This window comes from Enterobacter cloacae complex sp. CARB60 (assembly GCF_036487345.1).
GTDB lineage: Bacteria > Pseudomonadota > Gammaproteobacteria > Enterobacterales > Enterobacteriaceae > Enterobacter > Enterobacter asburiae_D.
In genome coordinates, this window is record NZ_JAZKLC010000002.1 from 1,378,120 (window position 1) to 1,396,974 (window position 18,855).

An 18,855-nucleotide genomic window follows, 5' to 3' on the forward strand; every position below is an offset into this window, starting at 1 on the left:
GCAGTCTGTTTTCCCGAGGAGTGACTGATGAAACTGATGTTTGCGTCGGATATCCATGGCTCGCTGCCCGCTACCGAGCGTGTCCTCTCCCTGTTTGCACAAAGCGGCGCGCAGTGGCTGATTATTCTGGGCGATGTACTCAATCACGGCCCGCGCAACGCGCTGCCGGAGGGCTACGCCCCGGCACAGGTTGCCGAAAAGCTCAACCCGTATGCCTCGCGTATCGTTGCCGTTCGCGGCAACTGCGACAGCGAAGTGGACCAGATGCTGCTGCATTTTCCCCTTACCGCGCCATGGCAACAGGTGCTGCTGGAACAAAGCCGCCTGTTCCTGACCCATGGGCATCTTTTCAGCCCGGATAATCTCCCGGCGCTCGCGGCTGGCGATGTCCTGGTTTACGGTCATACTCATATTCCGGTTGCTGAAAAGCGCGGTGAGATTTATCACTTTAACCCGGGTTCGGTCAGCATACCGAAAGGCGGATACCCTGCGAGCTATGGCATGCTGGATGGAAATACCCTGAGCGTTATCGCACTTAATGATCAGCAAGTTATTGCGCAGGTAGCGATTAATCCGTAAGTTACACCTCAACTGCAAACGCGCCGAAAGAGCGCTTAGAAGAGAAGGTTTCCCGATGGTGGAGCAGAGTCATTTGGCAAGTACAGAGTGGGTTGACATTGTCAGCGAAGAGAATGAAGTGATCGCGCAGGCCAGCCGCGAACAAATGCGTGCGGAGCGTCTGCGCCACCGCGCAACGTACATCGTTGTGCATGACGGTATGGGCAAAATTCTGGTCCAGCGCCGTACGGACACCAAAGATTTTCTCCCGGGCATGCTGGACGCCACCGCAGGTGGGGTTGTGCAGGCAGATGAAGTGCTGCTGGATTCCGCACGTCGTGAAGCGGAAGAAGAGTTAGGTATCGCCGGCGTGCCGTTTGCCGAGCACGGTCAGTTCTATTTCGAAGACGAAAACTGCCGCGTCTGGGGCGGGCTGTTTAGCTGCGTTTCTCACGGCCCGTTTGCACTGCAGGAAGAAGAGGTGAGCGAAGTCAGCTGGATGACGCCGGAAGAGATCACCGCGCGCTGCGACGAGTTTACGCCGGATTCGTTAAAAGCGCTGGCGCTGTGGATGACCCGCAACGCCAAAAACGAATCGACCAGATCAGAGAAAGAGGAAGAGGCTGAGTAAGATTCAGCAACTCTCTCTCAGACACAGACTGGACGCGATGGGCTTTTGATCGCGCCAGTCACCGTCATTCAGACGCTCCAGCAGCGCTTTCCCGGCTTCAATTCCAATCTTACGATGCGGCACCGCCATCGTCGTCAGCGGCGGCTGACAGACGCGGCTCACGTCGCAATCGCCAAAGCCGACCACCGCCAGATCGTCCGGCACCTTGATTCGCCTGCGCTGGCATTCGTACAGCGCGCCGCAGGCCAGTTCATCAGACACGCAAACCAGCGCATCCAGCTCTGGCCATGCCAGCAAAAACTCAGGCAACTGCGCAGCACCCGTGGAGAAGCTCGGCGGCATCGCCGCGTTTATGACCCGGTTCGGCGACATATGGTGGCGAAGCATGGCTTTATACCAGCCCTGTAAATGCTGCTGGAAAATCCACTGCTCCTGGTTGGCGCACAGCAGCCCAATATTTTGATAGCCGCGCTTAATCACCATTTCCGTGAGCTCATACATGGCCGCTACGTTATCAATCCCGATATTCATATCTATCGGGTCGGCGCGCATGGCGCCCATCTCCATCACCGGAATAGAGGCATTTTTCAGCCAGTGGCGAACGGTGTCGGTATGTTCAACGCTGAGCAGGATAGCGGCGGCAATATTCGACGCCAGCAGCGTCTCCAGCAACTTCTCCTCCTGCTCAAGACGATGCTGGGATTCAGCCAGCATGATCTGATATCCGGCAGGCTGTAGCACCTGCTGTAGCCCGGCGAACATCTCCGAGCAGCCGGCTTCGGAGAGATTAGGCACCACCATGGCTATCGTCCATGACGACGCCGAGGCCAGCGCGCTGGCGGCAAGATTAGGCATATAGCCCAGCTCCTGCACGGCAGCTTCAATTTTTTCTCGTAGTTTATCGGAAACCTGTTCGGGCGTGCGGAGTGCACGGGACACGGTCATCGTGCCCACACCGGCAAGCTGTGCGACATCGGCGAGTGTCACTTTACCAGTACTGCGCCGTTTTCGGGTTAAAGACATACACCTTCCTGCTGACCAGACGCGTTCTTCATTTCCTTCGCTTCACGTGACAGGCAGTATACGCCTTAAATCCCTTTTTTTGCTGTGATTTAGCGCCGCGATTGCAATTTGATAGCGCTATCACATTTCTGCATGTTAACCGTTGGTAGCGCTATCTTTGTGATCGCGATCGCAGTCATCCAGCGATGTGTTGAATAAAGTTTGCTCATCTTTAAGCGTGTAGCGGGAGTGAAAAGTGCTCAAAAAATGGATATATGATACAACCATCACGCTGCAGGATAGCGTGGAAAACTGGCCGCAGGCGCTGGAGCTGTGCGCGAAGCCGCTTCTTGATTTGCAGGTGATTGAGCCTGAATACGTCACGGCCATCATCCAGCAGCACCACACGTTAGGACCCTATTATGTGCTGGCACCAGGGCTGGCGATGCCGCATGCGCGGCCGGAGGAAGGCGCCAAAGGACTGGGGTTGTCTTTATTAAAACTAAAACAGGGCGTCTCGTTTGGTGCCGGTGAGTTTGACCCTGTCGATGTCATTATTATGCTCGCGGCACCCGACAAAAATAGCCATATCGAGATGATCTCATCGCTGGCTGAATTATTTTCCAGCGATGCAGATATGGCTGAACTGCATCAGTCGAATACCCTGGAGGAAATTAAAACGATTATTGACCGCTTCTGATTTAATTCTTTAATCCGATTATTCACAACATTACGCGCCAGCGTGATGGGGCGTGCTCTACTCAAAATAAGGGGACAACAATGAAAATCATGGCTATTTGCGGTTCCGGCCTGGGCAGTAGTTTTATGGTCGAAATGAATATTAAAAAGGTGCTTAAAAAGCTGGAGATTGAGGCTGAGGTTGAACACTCCGATCTCTCCTCGGCCACGCCGGGCGCGGCCGATCTGTTCGTGATGGCAAAAGACATTGCGGCCAGCGCCAGCGTGCCGGAAAGCCAGCTGGTGGTGATTAACAACATCATCGACATCAACGAACTTGAAGCGCAGCTGCGCGCCTGGTTCGACAGACAATAACCCTGATAAGGCGAGGTGGATATGTTTATCCTTGAAACGCTGAATTTCGTTGTTGATATTTTAAAAGTCCCTTCGGTGCTGGTCGGTTTAATTGCGCTAATTGGTCTGGTTGCGCAGAAAAAAGCGTTTTCGGACGTGGTGAAGGGGACAATTAAAACTATCCTGGGTTTCATCGTGCTGGGCGGCGGCGCCACGGTGCTGGTGGGGTCGTTAAATCCTTTGGGCGGTATGTTTGAGCACGCCTTTACGATCCAGGGCATTATTCCAAACAATGAAGCGATTGTGTCAATCGCGCTGGAAAAATACGGTGCAGCGACCGCGCTGATTATGGCCTTCGGCATGGTGGCGAATATTATCGTCGCGCGCTTTACCCGCCTGAAGTACATCTTCCTGACCGGTCACCACACGTTTTATATGGCGTGCATGATTGGCGTGATCCTGACGGTCGCGGGCTTTGAGGGCGTGGGTCTGGTCTTTACCGGCTCGCTGATCCTCGGCCTGATCATGGCCTTCTTCCCGGCAATTGCCCAGCGCTACATGAAGCGCATTACCGGCAATGATGAAATTGCCTTCGGCCACTTCGGCACGCTGGGCTACGTGCTGTCCGGCTGGATTGGCAGCAAGGTCGGCAAAGGCTCCCGCTCAACCGAAGAGATGAACCTGCCGAAGAACCTGAGCTTCCTGCGTGACAGCTCGATCTCCATCTCCCTGACCATGATGATTATCTACCTCATCCTGGCGGTGAGCGCCGGGCGCGAGTACGTTGAGGCCACCTTCAGCGGCGGCCAGAACTACCTGGTCTACGCCATCATCATGGCGATCACCTTTGCGGCGGGCGTGTTCATCATCCTGCAGGGCGTGCGCCTGATTCTGGCGGAGATCGTTCCGGCCTTTACCGGCTTCTCGGAGAAACTGGTGCCGAACGCCCGTCCTGCGCTGGACTGCCCGGTGGTGTATCCGTATGCGCCAAACGCGGTGCTGATCGGCTTCCTGTTCAGCTTCCTCGGCGGGATTGTGGGGTTGTTGATCTGCGGTCAGTTTAGCTGGGTGCTGATCCTCCCGGGCGTCGTGCCGCACTTCTTTACCGGCGCAACGGCGGGCGTGTTCGGTAATGCCACCGGTGGACGTCGCGGGGCAATGATCGGCGCCTTTGCTAACGGCCTGCTGATCACCTTCCTGCCGGTCCTGCTTCTGCCGGTGCTGGGCGCCATTGGCTTTGCCAACACCACCTTCTCGGACGCCGACTTCGGCGCGGTCGGGATTGTCCTCGGCAACCTGGCGCGCTTCCTGTCGCCGCTTGCCATTACCGGGCTGGTCGTTGCGCTGTTCGCGCTGCTGGTGGCGTACAACGTCTTCGCGAAAAACAAACCTGCGGGCGGTAACGCGCAGGAAAACACCGGAGCCAAATCATGAATGAGAAAGAGATAACCGAACTCGCGCGTCAGATCCGTCTTGAGACGCTGAAATCCCTGACGCAGCTGGGCTTTGGACACTATGGCGGCAGTATGTCGGTGGTTGAAACCCTGGCCGTGCTGTACGGCGCGGTGATGAAAATCGACCCGGCGGATCCGGACTGGCCGGAGCGAGACTATTTTGTCCTGTCGAAAGGTCATGCGGGACCGGCGCTCTACAGCACGCTGGCGATCAAGGGCTACTTCCCGGTGGAAGAGCTGAGCACCCTGAACCAGAACGGCACGCGCCTGCCAAGCCACCCGGACCGCCTGAAAACGCGCGGCGTGGATGCCACCACCGGTTCGCTGGGGCAGGGGATCTCCATTGCCGGCGGTATGGCACTCTCGCACAGGCTGGCGGGGCGGCCGAACCGGGTCTTCTGCATCGTCGGTGACGGCGAGCTGAACGAGGGGCAGTGCTGGGAAGCCTTCCAGTTTATCGCCCACCATCGCCTGAACAACCTGACGGTGTTCGTGGACTGGAACAAACAGCAGCTCGACGGCGAGCTGGACGAGATCATCAGCGCGTTCGACCTGGAGGGGAAATTCCGCGCCTTTGGCTTTGACGTGGCGACGGTGAAAGGCGACGACGTTCCGGGTCTGCTGGCGGTAACGTCGCGGGTCCCGGCTGCCGATGCGCGTCCGTTAGTCGTCATCCTCGACAGCATCAAAGGGCAGGGGGTGCCGTACCTGGAGCAGCTGAGCAACTCGCACCACCTGCGGTTGACCGCGGAGAGCAAAGCGGCCCTCAACGAGACGATTCGCCAACTGGAGGCTTCACATGATTAAGGTTGCACCGGCAGGACAGAAAGACGCCGTTGAGATGCGCAAGGTCTACGCGGGCTTCGTGGCAAAGCAGATTGAGGCAGGAAGCGAGATTATCGCCCTGGAAGCGGATCTGATGAGCTCGATGGCGATGGACGGGGTGGCGCGCGATTACCCGCAGCACGTGATTAACTGCGGCATCATGGAGGCCAACGTGATCGGCACCGCGGCGGGGCTGTCGCTTACCGGACGTAAGCCGTTCGTGCACACCTTTACCGCGTTTGCCAGCCGTCGCTGCTTTGACCAGCTGTTTATGTCTCTGGACTACCAGCGCAACAACGTGAAGGTGATTGCCTCGGATGCGGGCGTGACGGCCTGCCACAACGGCGGGACGCATATGTCGTTTGAGGATATGGGCATCGTGCGCGGTCTGGCGCACTCGGTGGTGCTGGAGGTGACCGACGCGGTGATGTTCGAGGACGTGCTGCGCCAGCTTATCGACCTCGAAGGTTTCTACTGGGTGCGGACTATTCGTAAGCAGGCGCCGAGCGTGTATGCCCCGGGCTCAACCTTCACCATTGGCAAAGGCAACGTGCTGCGCGAAGGAACCGATATTACCCTGATTGCCAACGGCATCATGGTGGCGGAAGCGCTGGAAGCGGCGCGCCAGCTGGAGCAGGAGGGGGTAAGCGCGGCGGTCATCGACATGTTTACCCTGAAGCCCATCGACCGGATGCTGGTGAAAAACTACGCCGAGAAGACCGGACGCATCGTCACCTGTGAAAACCACAGTATTCACAACGGCCTGGGGTCGGCGGTGGCGGAAGTGCTGGTGGAAACCTGCCCGGTGCCGATGCGGCGGGTGGGCGTCAAGGAGCGTTACGGCCAGGTGGGGACGCAGGATTTCCTGCAGACGGAGTATGGCCTGACGGCACATGACATTGTGTCGGCGGCGAGAGAGCTGCTGTAAATAAAAAAGGCGACCCTTTGTGGTCGCCTTTTTGTTGCCCGGTGGCGCTAGCGCTTACCGGGCCTACGGTCCTGTAGGCCGGATAAGCGAAGCGCCATCCGGCAAGACCTTACAATTACTGCTGCTGCGAAGACTGAATCGCGGTCAGTGCGATGGTGTAGACGATATCGTCAACCAGCGCGCCACGGGACAGGTCGTTCACAGGTTTGCGCATGCCCTGCAGCATTGGCCCGATGGAGATCAGGTCTGCAGAACGCTGTACCGCTTTGTAGGTGGTGTTACCGGTGTTCAGATCCGGGAAGATGAACACGGTAGCACGACCTGCAACCGGAGAGTTCGGCGCTTTGGATTTCGCAACGTCGGCCATAACGGCAGCGTCGTACTGCAGCGGGCCGTCGATCATCAGGTCAGGACGTTTTTCCTGCGCCAGACGGGTCGCTTCACGCACTTTCTCTACGTCGCTACCTGCACCAGAGGTGCCGGTGGAGTAGGAGAGCATCGCTACGCGCGGTTCGATACCGAAGGCAATCGCAGAGTCCGCGGACTGGATAGCGATTTCTGCCAGCTGTTCTGCGGTTGGATCCGGGTTGATCGCGCAGTCGCCGTAAACGTAAACCTGTTCAGGCAGCAGCATGAAGAACACGGAAGAAACCAGAGAGCTGCCCGGTGCGGTTTTGATCAGCTGCAGCGGTGGACGGATGGTGTTCGCCGTGGTGTGAACCGCACCGGAAACCAGACCGTCAACTTCGTCCTGCTCCAGCATCAGCGTGCCCAGCACCACGTTGTCTTCCAGCTGTTCGCGCGCAACGGCTTCGGTCATGCCTTTGCTCTTACGCAGCTCAACCAGACGGGCAACGTAGCTTTCGCGAACCACTTCCGGGTCAACGATTTCGATGCCAGCGCCCAGCTCAACGCCCTGAGACGCCGCAACGCGGTTGATCTCATCCGGGTTACCCAGCAGCACACAGGTCGCGATGCCGCGCTCTGCACAGATAGCAGCCGCTTTAACGGTACGTGGTTCGTCGCCTTCTGGCAGAACAACGCGTTTGCCCGCTTTACGCGCCAGCTCGGTCAGCTGGTAACGGAATGCAGGAGGAGACAGACGGCGGCTGCGCTCGGAGGTCGCAGTCAGGGATTCGATCCAGTCTGCGTTGATGTAGCCCGCAACGTATTCCTGAACTTTCTCGATACGCTCGTGGTCATCAACCGGTACTTCCAGGTTGAAGCTCTGCAGGCTCAGGGAGGTCTGCCAGGTATTGGTGTTCACCATGAAGACCGGCAGGCCGGTAGCGAACGCGCGTTCGCACAGCTTGCTGACGCGTGGGTCCATCTCGTAGGCACCGGTCAGCAGGATCGCACCGATTTCCACGCCGTTCATCGCGGCCAGGCAGGCTGCAACCAGCACGTCAGGACGGTCTGCGGAGGTCACCAGCAGGGAACCTGCACGGAAGTGTTCCAGCATATGCGGAATGCTGCGCGCACAGAAGGTCACGGACTTCACGCGGCGGGTGTTGATGTCGCCTTCGTTAACCACGGTGGCGTTCAGGTGACGCGCCATGTCGATTGCACGGGTGGCGATCAGATCGAAGCTCCATGGCACCGCGCCCAGTACTGGCAGCGGGCTGGATTCCTGCAGCTTAGCCGGGTCAACTTTGACAACTTTCGCTTTGGAAGAGTCGTCGAAGATCTCGGACAGGTCAGGGCGAGTACGGCCCTGCTCATCCACCGGTGCGTTCAGTTTGTTCACGATCACGCCGGTGATGTTGGTGTTTTTCGCGCCGCCGAAGCTGCTGCGCGTCAGTTCGATACGCTCGTTCAGCTGCTCTGGAGTGTCGGTGCCCTGAGACATCACGAAAACGATCTCTGCGTTCAGGGTTTTCGCGATTTCAAAGTTCAGAGACTGGGCAAACTGGTGTTTGCGCGTCGGGACCAGGCCTTCAACCAGCACCACTTCCGCGTCTTGCGCGTTAGCATGGTAGTTGGCGATGATCTCTTCCATCAGCACGTCTTTCTGGTTGCTGGACAGCAGAGACTCAACGTGGCTCATCTTCAGCGGTTCAGCCGCTGGCAGATTGGAGTTCTTGCGAACGATAGTGGTGGTCTGGTCTGGCGCATCGCCACCGGCACGTGGCTGGGAGATTGGCTTAAAGACGCTCAGACGAACGCCTTTGCGTTCCATAGCACGGATAACGCCAAGGCTGACGCTGGTCAGGCCGACGCTGGTTCCGGTAGGGATCAGCATAATAGTACGGGACACGGTTTATCCTCTTTCGTTACCGCCCAAATGGGGCGGGTTACAAAACAGCACCGCCAGCATTGCTGGCGGTGTGGAATCAGGCAGTCAGGCGGTGCGCGTCTTGCGCAATGACCAGTTCTTCGTTAGTTGGGATAACGAGAGCAGGGCGGGTGCCTTCTTTGTTGATGAAGCCAGACTTGCCGAAGCGGGCAGCCAGGTTACGCTCGTGATCAACCTCGAAGCCCAGAACGCCCAGTTTGCCCAGGGACAGTTCACGAACCATTGCCGCGTTCTCACCGATACCACCGGTGAAGATAACCGCGTCCAGACGGCCTTCCATCAGCGCAGTGTAAGAGCCGATGTACTTCGCCAGACGGTGGCAGTAAACGTCCATTGCACGTTTAGCGTCTTCTTTCTCTGCGTAGTTGTCTTCAACGTAACGGCAGTCGCTGGTGACTTCGGTCAGACCCAGCAGGCCAGACTCTTTGGTCAGCATTTTGTTGATCTGGTCAACGCTCATGCCCAGGGTGTCGTGCAGGTGGAAGATGATCGCCGGGTCGATGTCACCGGAACGAGTACCCATCACCAGACCTTCCAGCGGGGTCAGACCCATGGAAGTATCAACACATTTACCGTTGCGGATAGCAGAAACAGAACCACCGTTGCCCAGGTGGCAGGTGATGATGTTCAGTTCTTCAACCGGCTTGTTCAGAACTTTTGCAGCTTCCTGAGTCACATAGAAGTGGCTGGTGCCGTGCGCGCCGTAACGACGTACGCCGTGTTCTTTGTACAGGCTGTATGGCAGGGCATAGAGGTAAGACTCTTCCGGCATGGTCTGATGGAACGCGGTGTCGAATACGGCCACGTTTTTGTCTTTCAGATTCGGGAAGGATTTCAGCGCTTCAGCGATACCGATCAGGTGAGCCGGGTTGTGCAGCGGTGCGAAGGACGCAGAGTCCTTGATGCCCTGGATCACAGATTCGTCGATCACGACGGAGCTGGTGTATTTTTCGCCGCCGTGGACGATACGGTGACCAATCGCAGTCAGCTGAGCAGACAGTTCTGGTTTTTGTGCCAGAATAGTGTTAACGATAAAGTTCAGCGCTTCACTGTGAGCGGCGCCTGCACCTAAAGCCGCTTCTTGTTTGCTGCCGTCCATCTTCCACTTGATACGTGCTTCAGGCAGATGGAAACATTCGGCCAAACCAGAGAGGTATTCGTCACCGTTGAGCGCATCGATGATGGCGAATTTCAGTGAGGAGCTACCGCAGTTCAGAACCAGTACTAACTTACTCGACATGGAAGTACCTATTATTGATACGTGGCTAAAAAAACGTCAGTGAGTCTAACAGCGTAACGCATGATGACTCAGACATTTATGATTAACATCATGCCAAACAAACATTGTGGCATGATGGAAGAAATAACTATGATTTTATGCCATTTTGCACAATTTTCAGCCAATGGCATAATATGCAATAATTTGACGAGTTAATGATTCTCGTCTATGGCCCTATCAGGCTGGCACAGGATACCCGATACGGGGTAGAGATGACAAAATATTTTGAACGTTGTCATAGCTTGTTGTGGTTTTGCACGAAAATTTTAATTTTTATATGTGAAGTTGAGGTACAGCCATGTCGACACCAGAAAACCCGTCCGTAAATTTCTTTAGTCTGTTTCGCCGGGGACAGCATTACGCAAAGACGTGGCCGATGGAAAAGCGCCTTGCGCCTATGTTCATTGAGAATCGCACCATTCGCGCCACGCGCTATGCGATTCGCTTTATGCCGCCTGTCGCTGTCTTTACGCTGTGCTGGCAGATTGCGTTGGGCGGGCAGCTTGGTCCTGCGGTCGCGACGGCGCTCTTCGCGTTAAGCCTGCCGATGCAGGGCCTGTGGTGGTTAGGTAAACGCTCCATCACCCCGCTTCCCCCTTCTATTTTACACTGGTTTTATGAAGTGCGCGGAAAACTGGAGGAGGCCGGGCAGGCGCTGGCCCCGGTCGAAGGCAAGCCGGATTACCAGGCGCTGGCGGACACGTTAAAGCGCGCTTTTAAGCAACTGGATAAAACATTCCTCGATGACTTGTGATTGATCATCGAAACGACGACGAAAAGAAGGCACAGTAACAATCAGTTACCGTGTCTTTTTTTTAAAGTGCAATGCGCTACAGGAGTCGAAAGATGGAAATGACCCATGCTCAACGTCTGATTTTGTCTAACCAGTACAAGATGATGACTATGCTTGATCCCGATAACGCTGCGCGCTACAGCCGCCTGCAAACCATCGTCGAACGCGGTTTTGGTTTGCAAATGCGCGAACTGGACCGCGAGTTTGGCGAGCTGAAAGAAGAAACCTGTCGCATCGTGATCGACATTATGGAGATGTATCACGCCCTGCACGTCTCCTGGACGAATCTCAAAGATCAGCAGTCCATTGACGAGCGCCGCGTGACTTTCTTAGGCTTTGATGCCGCAACGGAAGCGCGTTATCTGAGCTATGTTCGCTTTATGGTGAATACAGAAGGGCGCTATACCCACTTTGACGCGGGCACCCACGGCTTCAACGCGCAGACCCCAATGTGGGAGAAATATCAGCGTATGCTGAGCGCATGGCACGCCTGTCCGCGTCAGTACCATTTAAGCAGCAACGAAATTCAACAAATCATTAATGCCTGACGGAGGTGCGTGTGCAGTGTAGAGGTTTTCTGTTTGATCTGGACGGTACGCTGGTGGATTCGCTGCCGGTTGTGGAGCGTTCCTGGTGCCATTGGGCTGACAGACATGGCATCGACCATCAGGACGTGCTGAATTTTATCCATGGCAAACAGGCCATCACCTCGCTACGGCACTTCCTTGCCGGACGCTCTGAGGACGAAATTCAGGCGGAGTTCAAATACCTGGAACACATTGAAGCCACGGATACGGACGGCATCACCGCCTTACCGGGCGCGCGCGAGCTGCTTGAGCATCTGAACGAAGCGCAGATCCCGTGGGCTATCGTCACCTCAGGCTCCATTCCCGTCGCCCACGCCCGTCATAAGGCGGCAGGTTTACCGAAGCCAGAAGTGTTTATCACTGCGGAGCGCGTTAAGCGCGGCAAACCGGAGCCCGATGCATTTTTACTGGGGGCTGAACTGCTGGGCCTCGCCCCTGCAGAGTGCGTGGTGGTGGAAGATGCGGCCGCTGGCGTATTGGCCGGACTGAACGCCGGAAGCCACGTTATCGCCGTTAACGTTCCTGCGGGATCCCCCCGGCTGGAGGAGGCAGACTTTGTGCTGGATTCACTGACGGCACTGGCTGTTTCGAAAGCCTCTGACGGAGTTGTAACCGTCTCGCTAAAAATGTAATCACATGATATAGCCCCACATTGCTGGGGCTTTTTTATGGCACAATTTCTCCTCTCCCACTGACAAGGACATGTTGTGAACGGTGAACTGATTTGGGTCCTGAGCCTGCTTTTAATCGCCATCCTTCTTTTTGCAACGGGCAAGGTACGCATGGACGCCGTCGCCCTGTTTGTCATCGTCGCGTTTGTGCTGAGTGGTACGCTCACGCTGCCGGAAGCCTTCTCCGGGTTTAGCGATCCCAACGTTATCCTGATTGCCGCCCTGTTTATTATCGGTGATGGGCTGGTGCGTACCGGCGTGGCGACCATCATGGGGTCGTGGCTGGTGAAGGTGGCGGGCAGCAGCGAAACCAAAATGCTGATCTACCTGATGGTGACCGTCGCCGGGCTGGGGGCGTTTATGAGCTCAACGGGCGTGGTCGCCATCTTTATTCCGGTGGTGCTGAGCGTCTCCATGCGGATGCAGATCTCGCCGTCGCGCCTGATGATGCCCCTGAGTTTTGCCGGTTTGATCAGCGGAATGATGACGCTGGTGGCAACGCCGCCGAACCTGGTCGTCAACAGCGAGCTGCTCCGGGAAGGATTCCAGGGCTTCAGTTTTTTCAGCGTTACCCCGCTTGGGCTGGTCATTCTGGTGTTGGGCGTGGTCTACATGCTGCTGACCCGGTTTGCCCTGAAAGGTGAAAAACAGGATAAGAATAAAGAAGGGTGGAAGCGACGCACCTTCCGCGATTTGATTAAAGAGTACCGCCTCACCGGGCGCGCGCGCCGTCTGGCTATTCGTCCCGGCTCACCGATGGTAGGACAGCGCCTGGACGACCTGAAGCTGCGCGAGCGCTATGGCGCGAATGTGATCGGCGTAGAGCGCTGGCGTCGTTTTCGCCGGGTGATCGTCAACGTCAATGGGGTGTCGGAATTCCGCGCGCGGGACGTTCTGCTGATTGATATGTCCACCGCGGACGTGGATCTGCGCGAGTTTTGCAGCGAGCAGCTGCTGGAACCGATGGTGCTGCGCGGGGAGTATTTCTCCGATCAGGCGCTGGATGTCGGCATGGCAGAAGTATCGCTGATCCCGGAATCGGAACTGTTGGGTAAAACCGTGCGGGAAATGGGGTTCCGAACCCGCTATGGCCTGAATGTCGTGGGGCTGAAGCGCGATGGCGTAGCGATGGAAGGGGCGGTGGTGGATGAGCCGATCCTGCTGGGCGATATCTTCCTGGTTGTCGGTAACTGGAAGCTGATTAGCCAGCTCGGGCAAAAAGGGCGCGATTTTGTGGTGCTCAACATGCCTGTCGAGGAGAGCGATGCCTCCCCGGCGCACAGCCAGGCGCCCCACGCGATTTTTTGTCTGGTGCTGATGGTGGCGCTGATGCTGACCGATGAAATCCCCAATCCGGTCGCGGCAATCATCGCCTGCCTGTTGATGGGCAAATTCCGCTGCATTGACGCCGAAAGCGCGTATAAAGCCATTCACTGGCCGAGCATTATTCTCATCGTCGGGATGATGCCCTTCGCTCTGGCGCTGCAAAAAACCGGCGGGGTGGATCTGATCGTTAAAGGCTTAATGGACGTTGGCGGCGGGTATGGGCCGTACATGATGCTGGTCTGTCTGTTTATCATGTGCGCCACCATCGGTCTGTTTATCTCCAACACCGCGACGGCGGTACTGATGGCGCCGATTGCGCTGGCGATGGCCAAATCCATGGGCGTGTCGCCGTATCCCTTTGCGATGATGGTCGCAATGGCGGCCTCCGCGGCGTTTATGACACCAGTATCTTCACCGGTGAATACGCTGGTGCTGGGGCCCGGGAATTACAGGTTCAGTGATTTCGTGAAGCTGGGCGTGCCGTTCACCGTGCTGGTGATGCTGGTATGCGTGGTATTGATACCGGTCCTGTTCCCGTTTTGAGAATTTTGCCGGGTGGCGGCTGCGTCTTACCCGGCATACAAACTAAAAATTACAACGGTGAATCCTGGCTAATCTCATCCAACGATAAATGGAAGCTCGGCACAAACACCTGCATAAAGTAATCCATCTCTTCGCTGCGGCGGGATTCCAGCGTTTTTTCCAGACGCGTTTTCGCCAGTAAAAATTCGTTATTCCCCGCGGACAGCTCTTCCAGACACTTCAGGTAGGCGCAGAGCGCGTCGGCCTGTTTGACCAGCGACTTTTCATCTTCCGTGTACTGATGCTCATCAATGAGCGGCTCAAAGATGTCGCGCAACTCGTCCGGCACCATGTCAATCAGCTTCTGCTGGGCAATCTTCTCAATGGCCTTATATTCCTGCGCAATCTGCGAGTTGAAATATTTCACCGGCGTAGGCAGGTCGCCGGTCAGCACTTCTGACGCATCGTGGTACATCGCCAGCAGGGCAATGCGCTCTGGATTGACCTGACCGTTGAATTTGCGGTTTTTAATGGCGGCCAGCGCGTGAGCGACCATCGCAACCTGCAGGCTGTGCTCTGACACATTTTCCGTGCGGACATTGCGCATCAGCGGCCAGCGGTTGATGAGTTTCAGGCGGGAGAGGTGGGCAAAGAAATGACTCTGACTCATAGGTTACCTTTTGTCTTCACTGCGACAGGCGTTCATTGTGCGGGGAGGGGAGGGAAGATGCAAATCTGAGGGTGTTGTAGGCCGGGTAAGCGCAGCGCTACCCGGCAGAAAGCCAGCGTTACTGATGATAACCGGACAGGAAGCGCCCGAAGCGGCTGATGGCCATTTCGAGGTCATCTTCGCGCGGCAGCGTCACGATACGCACGTGATCCGGCCACGGCCAGTTAAACGCCGTACCCTGAACCAGCAGCACTTTTTCCTGCAGCAGGAAATCGAGCACCATTTTCTGGTCGTCGTGAATATTGAAGCGCTTCGCGTCAATTTTCGGGAACATATAGAGCGCGCCATTCGGCTTCACGCAGGAGACGCCCGGGATATCGTTGATCAGTTCCCACGCGCGGTTGCGCTGTTCGTACAGGCGACCACCGGGAACGATGAACTCGCTAATGCTCTGATAGCCACCCAGCGCGGTCTGGATTGCGTGCTGCGCCGGAACGTTGGCACATAAACGCATGGAGGCCAGCATTTCCAGCCCTTCAATATAGCCTTTGGCGTGCTTTTTCGGACCGTTCAGTACCATCCAGCCCTGGCGGAAACCGGCCACGCGGTAGGTTTTAGACAGGCCGTTAAAGGTGACGGTCAGCAGATCCGGGGCCAGCGCAGCGATCGAGTGGTGCTGTGCCGCGTCGTACAGGATCTTGTCGTAGATTTCGTCAGCAAAGATGATCAGGTTGTGCTGGCGGGCGAGCTCGACGATCTCCATCAGCAGCTCTTTTGAGTATACCGCGCCCGTTGGGTTGTTCGGGTTGATGATCACGATGCCGCGCGTGCGGGGCGTAATTTTTGCGCGAATATCATCGAGGTCCGGGAACCAGTCAGAGGACTCGTCGCACAGATAGTGCACGGCCTTACCGCTGGACAGTGATACGGCAGCCGTCCACAGCGGATAATCCGGCGCGGGTACCAGCATTTCGTCCCCGCTGTTCAGCAGCGCCTGCATCGCCTGCACAATCAGTTCGGAGACGCCGTTGCCGATATAAATATCTTCAACGGTAACATCACGCATACCGCGTGCCTGGTAGTGCTGCATGATGGCTTTACGCGCGGAGTACAGTCCTTTTGAATCGCAATAGCCTTGTGCAGTAGGAAGGTTGCGGATCACATCAACCAGAATTTCATCCGGCGCTTCAAAACCAAATGGCGCAGGGTTACCAATGTTGAGTTTCAGAACCTTGTTGCCTTCTTCTTCAAGGCGTTTTGCCTCTTTCAGAACCGGGCCGCGGATGTCATAACAGACGTTATCTAGCTTGCTGGATTTTTCGATAGGGGACATGAACCTTTAACCTTTTCGCTATTATTGCCACTCCCTGCCGTGGAAGTCAGCACGGAATAATGTACTCCCACCTCGCTTCGTTTTGAAGGGTGTGCAGTAGAAGATTTTGTGCCGGGAGGAAAATTTTGATAAATCTTTTTCGCTGTGCGGGCGCTTTTATGCTGGCGTAAAGTTGTGCGCATGGCGTCGTGTTGGGTTAAATGTGCTATTCATTTGTCAAAATTGTGTATATTGTGCTGGTGAAAATAAGTGGTAAGCAGGACAAAGGTAGCAATCACCCTGAGTGACATTTCGTTAAACCTGAATGCTTGATACCTGTTCCTGTAATAGCATACTGTGGCTAAAAGTTACTCATGTGAAATTAATGTTAAGTGCCATTAATGAATGGTCTTAATCTAAATTAAAATTTATTTATTATTAACCTAAAAAATGCAACTTTAGTTAATTCTAATAAAATTAGTTTAGAAGCTTAACATTCTTCTTTAATCCTCAATATTGCAATAAGACTTATAAATAAAGTGGATTTGGGTTAAGATGTCTTTCAGGAAAGCAGAGGTCAGATGCCAGCTTTTTGTATATCTGACACTGATTTTCCGAATTAATTGATTGTTATTGTTGGAGTTATCTCTGGCTGGAATGTGTCGAACATCTCCTGCTACGTTGACAGCGCTGCGATAAAGATGGCAGAAAAGGTGTTACACCTTTAATGTAATTTACATAAACCTGCGAACATCTAAATATCCTGAACGTTTAAGAGAATAAAAATAACGTCATGAAACGTGCTTTCTGACTGTTGATATAAAGCAGCACAATAACTATCTGTCAGGCAGTCTGCCGGGCCGGGATGCGAGGGAAAATCTTCAGAGGGAATTGCTTAACTGTACACACACAGCTTCAACCCGGGCAGCTCCGCACGAGCAACCTGAAAGTGAATAGATATGATAAATGCAAATCGTCCGATAATGAATCTCGACCTCGATCTGCTGAGAACGTTTGTTGCGGTCGCCGATCTCAACACTTTTGCAGCAGCTGCTGCCGCCGTTTGCCGAACTCAGTCCGCCGTCAGCCAGCAAATGCAGCGGCTGGAGCAACTGGTTGGTAAAGAGCTTTTTGCGCGTCATGGGCGTAATAAGCTCTTAACGGAACACGGTATTCAGCTTCTGGGTTATGCCAGGAAAATTCTTCGCTTTAATGATGAAGCATGTATGTCATTAATGTTTAGCAACCTTCAAGGGGTGCTAACGTTAGGCGCATCTGATGAGTCAGCGGATACTATATTGCCGTTTCTTCTCAATCGTATTAGTTCGGTTTATCCGAAGCTTGCGCTGGACGTTAGCGTAAAGCGTAATGCCTTTATGGTTGAGATGTTAAATGAGAATAAAGTTGACCTGGTGGTGACGACGCATCGTCCCGGGCAGTTTGATTGCCTGACGCTGCGCACATCGCCTACGCACTGGTATTGCGCAGCCGAATACGTGCTGCAAAAAGGCGAGCCGGTTCCACTGGTCTTACTGGATGACCCGAGCCCGTTCCGCGACATGGTGCTCACGGCGCTGAATGAGGCCAACATTCCGTGGCGTCTGGCGTATGTGGCTTCCACGCTGCCAGCGGTCCGTGCCGCCGTGAAGGCCGGTCTGGGCGTAACGGCCCGTCCGGTAGAGATGATGAGCCCCGATCTGCGCGTTCTGGGAAAATCCGATGGCCTTCCTGCGCTGCCGGATACGGAGTATCTGCTCTGCCACAATTCGTCCAGCCATAACGAGTTGGCCAAAGTGGTGTTCGAGGCGATGGAAAACTACCATAACCCGTGGCAGTTTGAGCGCGTTACCTCCGAAGGGGGGGACGACTCCCTGATCGTTGAAGGGGATTTTGAGTGATCGATAGCTCAAAATTCTGGTAACAAAATGTAAGTGTAAAAAAAAGCCACTCGTGTGATTTTCACATGCAGTGGCTTTTTTTAGCAATAATACCCGCTTATGGCGCATGGATTTTCAGGATATTCTATATTTATCAATAATCTAAATGCTTTTGCTTAAAACTTGTCCGTTTTCCGTTCTAACTTCATCCACATCCCTCTCATGTTAAAAAAACAGGAAATATGTTGCCGTTTTCCAGGTTGAATTAACAAAAGCGTGTCTCAGATCAAGAAAATACTCCTATTTGGGGGGAGGAATCGTTGGCAAATCCTGTCAAAATAGGAGGGTTATTTTTTTTACTTCCGAAACGGACACGATTCAACAACATACATTTGACGGAAAGTCATGCACCCACCAGGGTTAAAGGGCACCAAATGTTAATGAGAATCGCTCGATGTAATTTAATGTGAAGAAACCTTTGTTAAAGTTGACAATAGGTTATAGAAAGGAGTAAAAAACCCCATCATTTTGCTGTCTACGTCTCATTTATGACAGTTAGTGTAAGGTTATTTGTTCCTCCCCATGAATCGATGTGATGCCCATCTGCCAGCAAGAGCAGTGTCGTTGGTATCACTTTTGATGAGTAAGCAATGAGTATGTCAACATCCACAGAAGTCATCGCTCATCACTGGGCATTCGCAATCTTTCTTATTGTAGCCATTGGCCTGTGCTGCCTGATGTTAGTCGGCGGCTGGTTCCTGGGCGGTCGCGCCCGCGCAAGGCACAAAAACACACCTTTCGAATCAGGTATTGATTCAGTAGGTACCGCTCGCTTACGCCTGTCTGCCAAGTTCTACCTGGTAGCCATGTTCTTCGTCATCTTCGACGTGGAAGCGCTTTACCTCTTCGCGTGGTCTACCTCCATTCGCGAAAGTGGTTGGGTGGGCTTTGTCGAGGCCGCAATTTTCATTTTAGTGCTACTGGCCGGTCTGGTTTATCTGGTGCGTATTGGCGCGCTGGACTGGACACCTGTGCGTTCACGCCGTGAACACATCAACCCGGAAAACAGTATCTCTAATCGTCAGCAGTAAC

18 protein-coding genes are annotated in these 18,855 nt (G+C 54.7%); 13 read left to right on the top strand and 5 right to left on the bottom strand.

The window, feature by feature from the left end; all coding sequences use genetic code 11:
- Nucleotides 1-27: 27 nt before the first annotated feature.
- Both yfcE and yfcD read left to right on the top strand, forming a co-directional pair.
- The gene (gene yfcE / locus V4835_RS07725) at nt 28-579 is read left to right on the top strand and encodes a phosphodiesterase (RefSeq protein ID WP_063145409.1); all 552 of its coding nucleotides are present in this window, start codon (nt 28-30) and stop codon (nt 577-579) included.
- A gap of 55 nt (nt 580-634) precedes the next feature.
- Complete coding sequence (gene yfcD, locus V4835_RS07730) at nt 635-1,189, top strand: NUDIX hydrolase YfcD (RefSeq protein WP_063145410.1); 555 nt, start codon at nt 635-637, stop codon at nt 1,187-1,189.
- A gap of 3 nt (nt 1,190-1,192) precedes the next feature.
- Here yfcD and V4835_RS07735 read toward each other — a convergent pair whose 3' ends face one another.
- On the bottom strand, nt 1,193-2,212 hold the full coding sequence (locus V4835_RS07735; protein ID WP_331411823.1) for a LacI family DNA-binding transcriptional regulator: 1,020 nt from the start codon (nt 2,210-2,212) through the stop codon (nt 1,193-1,195).
- A 235-nt stretch (nt 2,213-2,447) separates the two neighbouring features.
- On the opposite strand from V4835_RS07735, the gene V4835_RS07740 reads away from it, so the two are divergent.
- The 5 genes from V4835_RS07740 (at nt 2,448) to V4835_RS07760 (ending at nt 6,430) form a co-directional block, all read left to right on the top strand.
- Complete coding sequence (locus V4835_RS07740) at nt 2,448-2,891, top strand: PTS sugar transporter subunit IIA (protein ID WP_063145411.1); 444 nt, start codon at nt 2,448-2,450, stop codon at nt 2,889-2,891.
- Nucleotides 2,892-2,971: 80 nt separating this feature from the next.
- Entirely contained in the window at nt 2,972-3,244 is a 273-nt protein-coding gene (locus V4835_RS07745) for a PTS sugar transporter subunit IIB (RefSeq protein ID WP_023336413.1), read from the top strand.
- Between the two features lie 21 nt (nt 3,245-3,265).
- On the top strand, nt 3,266-4,657 hold the full coding sequence (locus tag V4835_RS07750) for a PTS ascorbate transporter subunit IIC (protein WP_032659183.1): 1,392 nt from the start codon (nt 3,266-3,268) through the stop codon (nt 4,655-4,657).
- Complete coding sequence (locus tag V4835_RS07755) at nt 4,654-5,484, top strand: transketolase (protein WP_029741928.1); 831 nt, start codon at nt 4,654-4,656, stop codon at nt 5,482-5,484. Before V4835_RS07750 ends, V4835_RS07755 begins: the two co-directional genes overlap by 4 nt.
- Nucleotides 5,477-6,430, top strand: coding sequence for a transketolase family protein (locus V4835_RS07760; RefSeq protein WP_331411827.1), 954 nt, complete (start codon nt 5,477-5,479; stop codon nt 6,428-6,430). The genes V4835_RS07755 and V4835_RS07760 overlap by 8 nt, the downstream gene beginning before the upstream one ends.
- 115 nt (nt 6,431-6,545) lie before the next feature.
- Here V4835_RS07760 and pta read toward each other — a convergent pair whose 3' ends face one another.
- Nucleotides 6,546-8,687, bottom strand: coding sequence for a phosphate acetyltransferase (pta, locus tag V4835_RS07765; protein WP_063145414.1), 2,142 nt, complete (start codon nt 8,685-8,687; stop codon nt 6,546-6,548).
- 76 nt (nt 8,688-8,763) lie between these two features.
- Entirely contained in the window at nt 8,764-9,966 is a 1,203-nt protein-coding gene (gene ackA, locus V4835_RS07770; RefSeq protein WP_063145415.1) for an acetate kinase, read from the bottom strand.
- 337 nt (nt 9,967-10,303) lie between these two features.
- Here ackA and yfbV point away from each other — a divergent pair, with 337 nt between their 5' ends.
- The 4 genes from yfbV (at nt 10,304) to V4835_RS07790 (ending at nt 13,925) form a co-directional block, all read left to right on the top strand.
- A complete protein-coding gene (gene yfbV / locus V4835_RS07775; protein WP_023312543.1) occupies nt 10,304-10,759 on the top strand; it encodes a terminus macrodomain insulation protein YfbV in 456 nt (151 codons plus the stop codon).
- A 92-nt stretch (nt 10,760-10,851) separates the two neighbouring features.
- Complete coding sequence (locus V4835_RS07780; protein WP_023312542.1) at nt 10,852-11,346, top strand: YfbU family protein; 495 nt, start codon at nt 10,852-10,854, stop codon at nt 11,344-11,346.
- A gap of 11 nt (nt 11,347-11,357) precedes the next feature.
- The gene (locus V4835_RS07785) at nt 11,358-12,017 is read left to right on the top strand and encodes a sugar phosphatase (protein WP_045402709.1); all 660 of its coding nucleotides are present in this window, start codon (nt 11,358-11,360) and stop codon (nt 12,015-12,017) included.
- A gap of 75 nt (nt 12,018-12,092) precedes the next feature.
- Entirely contained in the window at nt 12,093-13,925 is a 1,833-nt protein-coding gene (locus V4835_RS07790; protein ID WP_331411831.1) for an SLC13 family permease, read from the top strand.
- A 49-nt stretch (nt 13,926-13,974) separates the two neighbouring features.
- Here V4835_RS07790 and yfbR read toward each other — a convergent pair whose 3' ends face one another.
- Nucleotides 13,975-14,574: a 5'-deoxynucleotidase gene (gene yfbR / locus V4835_RS07795; protein WP_023312539.1), complete on the bottom strand. Its 600-nt coding sequence runs from the start codon at nt 14,572-14,574 to the stop codon at nt 13,975-13,977.
- A 118-nt stretch (nt 14,575-14,692) separates the two neighbouring features.
- Nucleotides 14,693-15,907 (bottom strand): alanine transaminase AlaA, encoded by a 1,215-nt coding sequence (alaA, locus tag V4835_RS07800; protein ID WP_008500204.1) that lies wholly within the window; start codon nt 15,905-15,907, stop codon nt 14,693-14,695.
- Nucleotides 15,908-16,845: 938 nt separating this feature from the next.
- Between alaA and lrhA the strand changes: the two genes are divergently transcribed.
- Nucleotides 16,846-17,784 carry a transcriptional regulator LrhA gene (gene lrhA, locus V4835_RS07805; RefSeq protein WP_021241557.1) on the top strand — a complete coding sequence of 313 codons (939 nt, stop codon included), beginning with the start codon at nt 16,846-16,848 and terminating at the stop codon, nt 17,782-17,784.
- Between the two features lie 629 nt (nt 17,785-18,413).
- A complete protein-coding gene (nuoA, locus tag V4835_RS07810; protein ID WP_003861475.1) occupies nt 18,414-18,854 on the top strand; it encodes an NADH-quinone oxidoreductase subunit NuoA in 441 nt (146 codons plus the stop codon).
- The last annotated feature ends 1 nt before the right edge of the window (nt 18,855 follow it).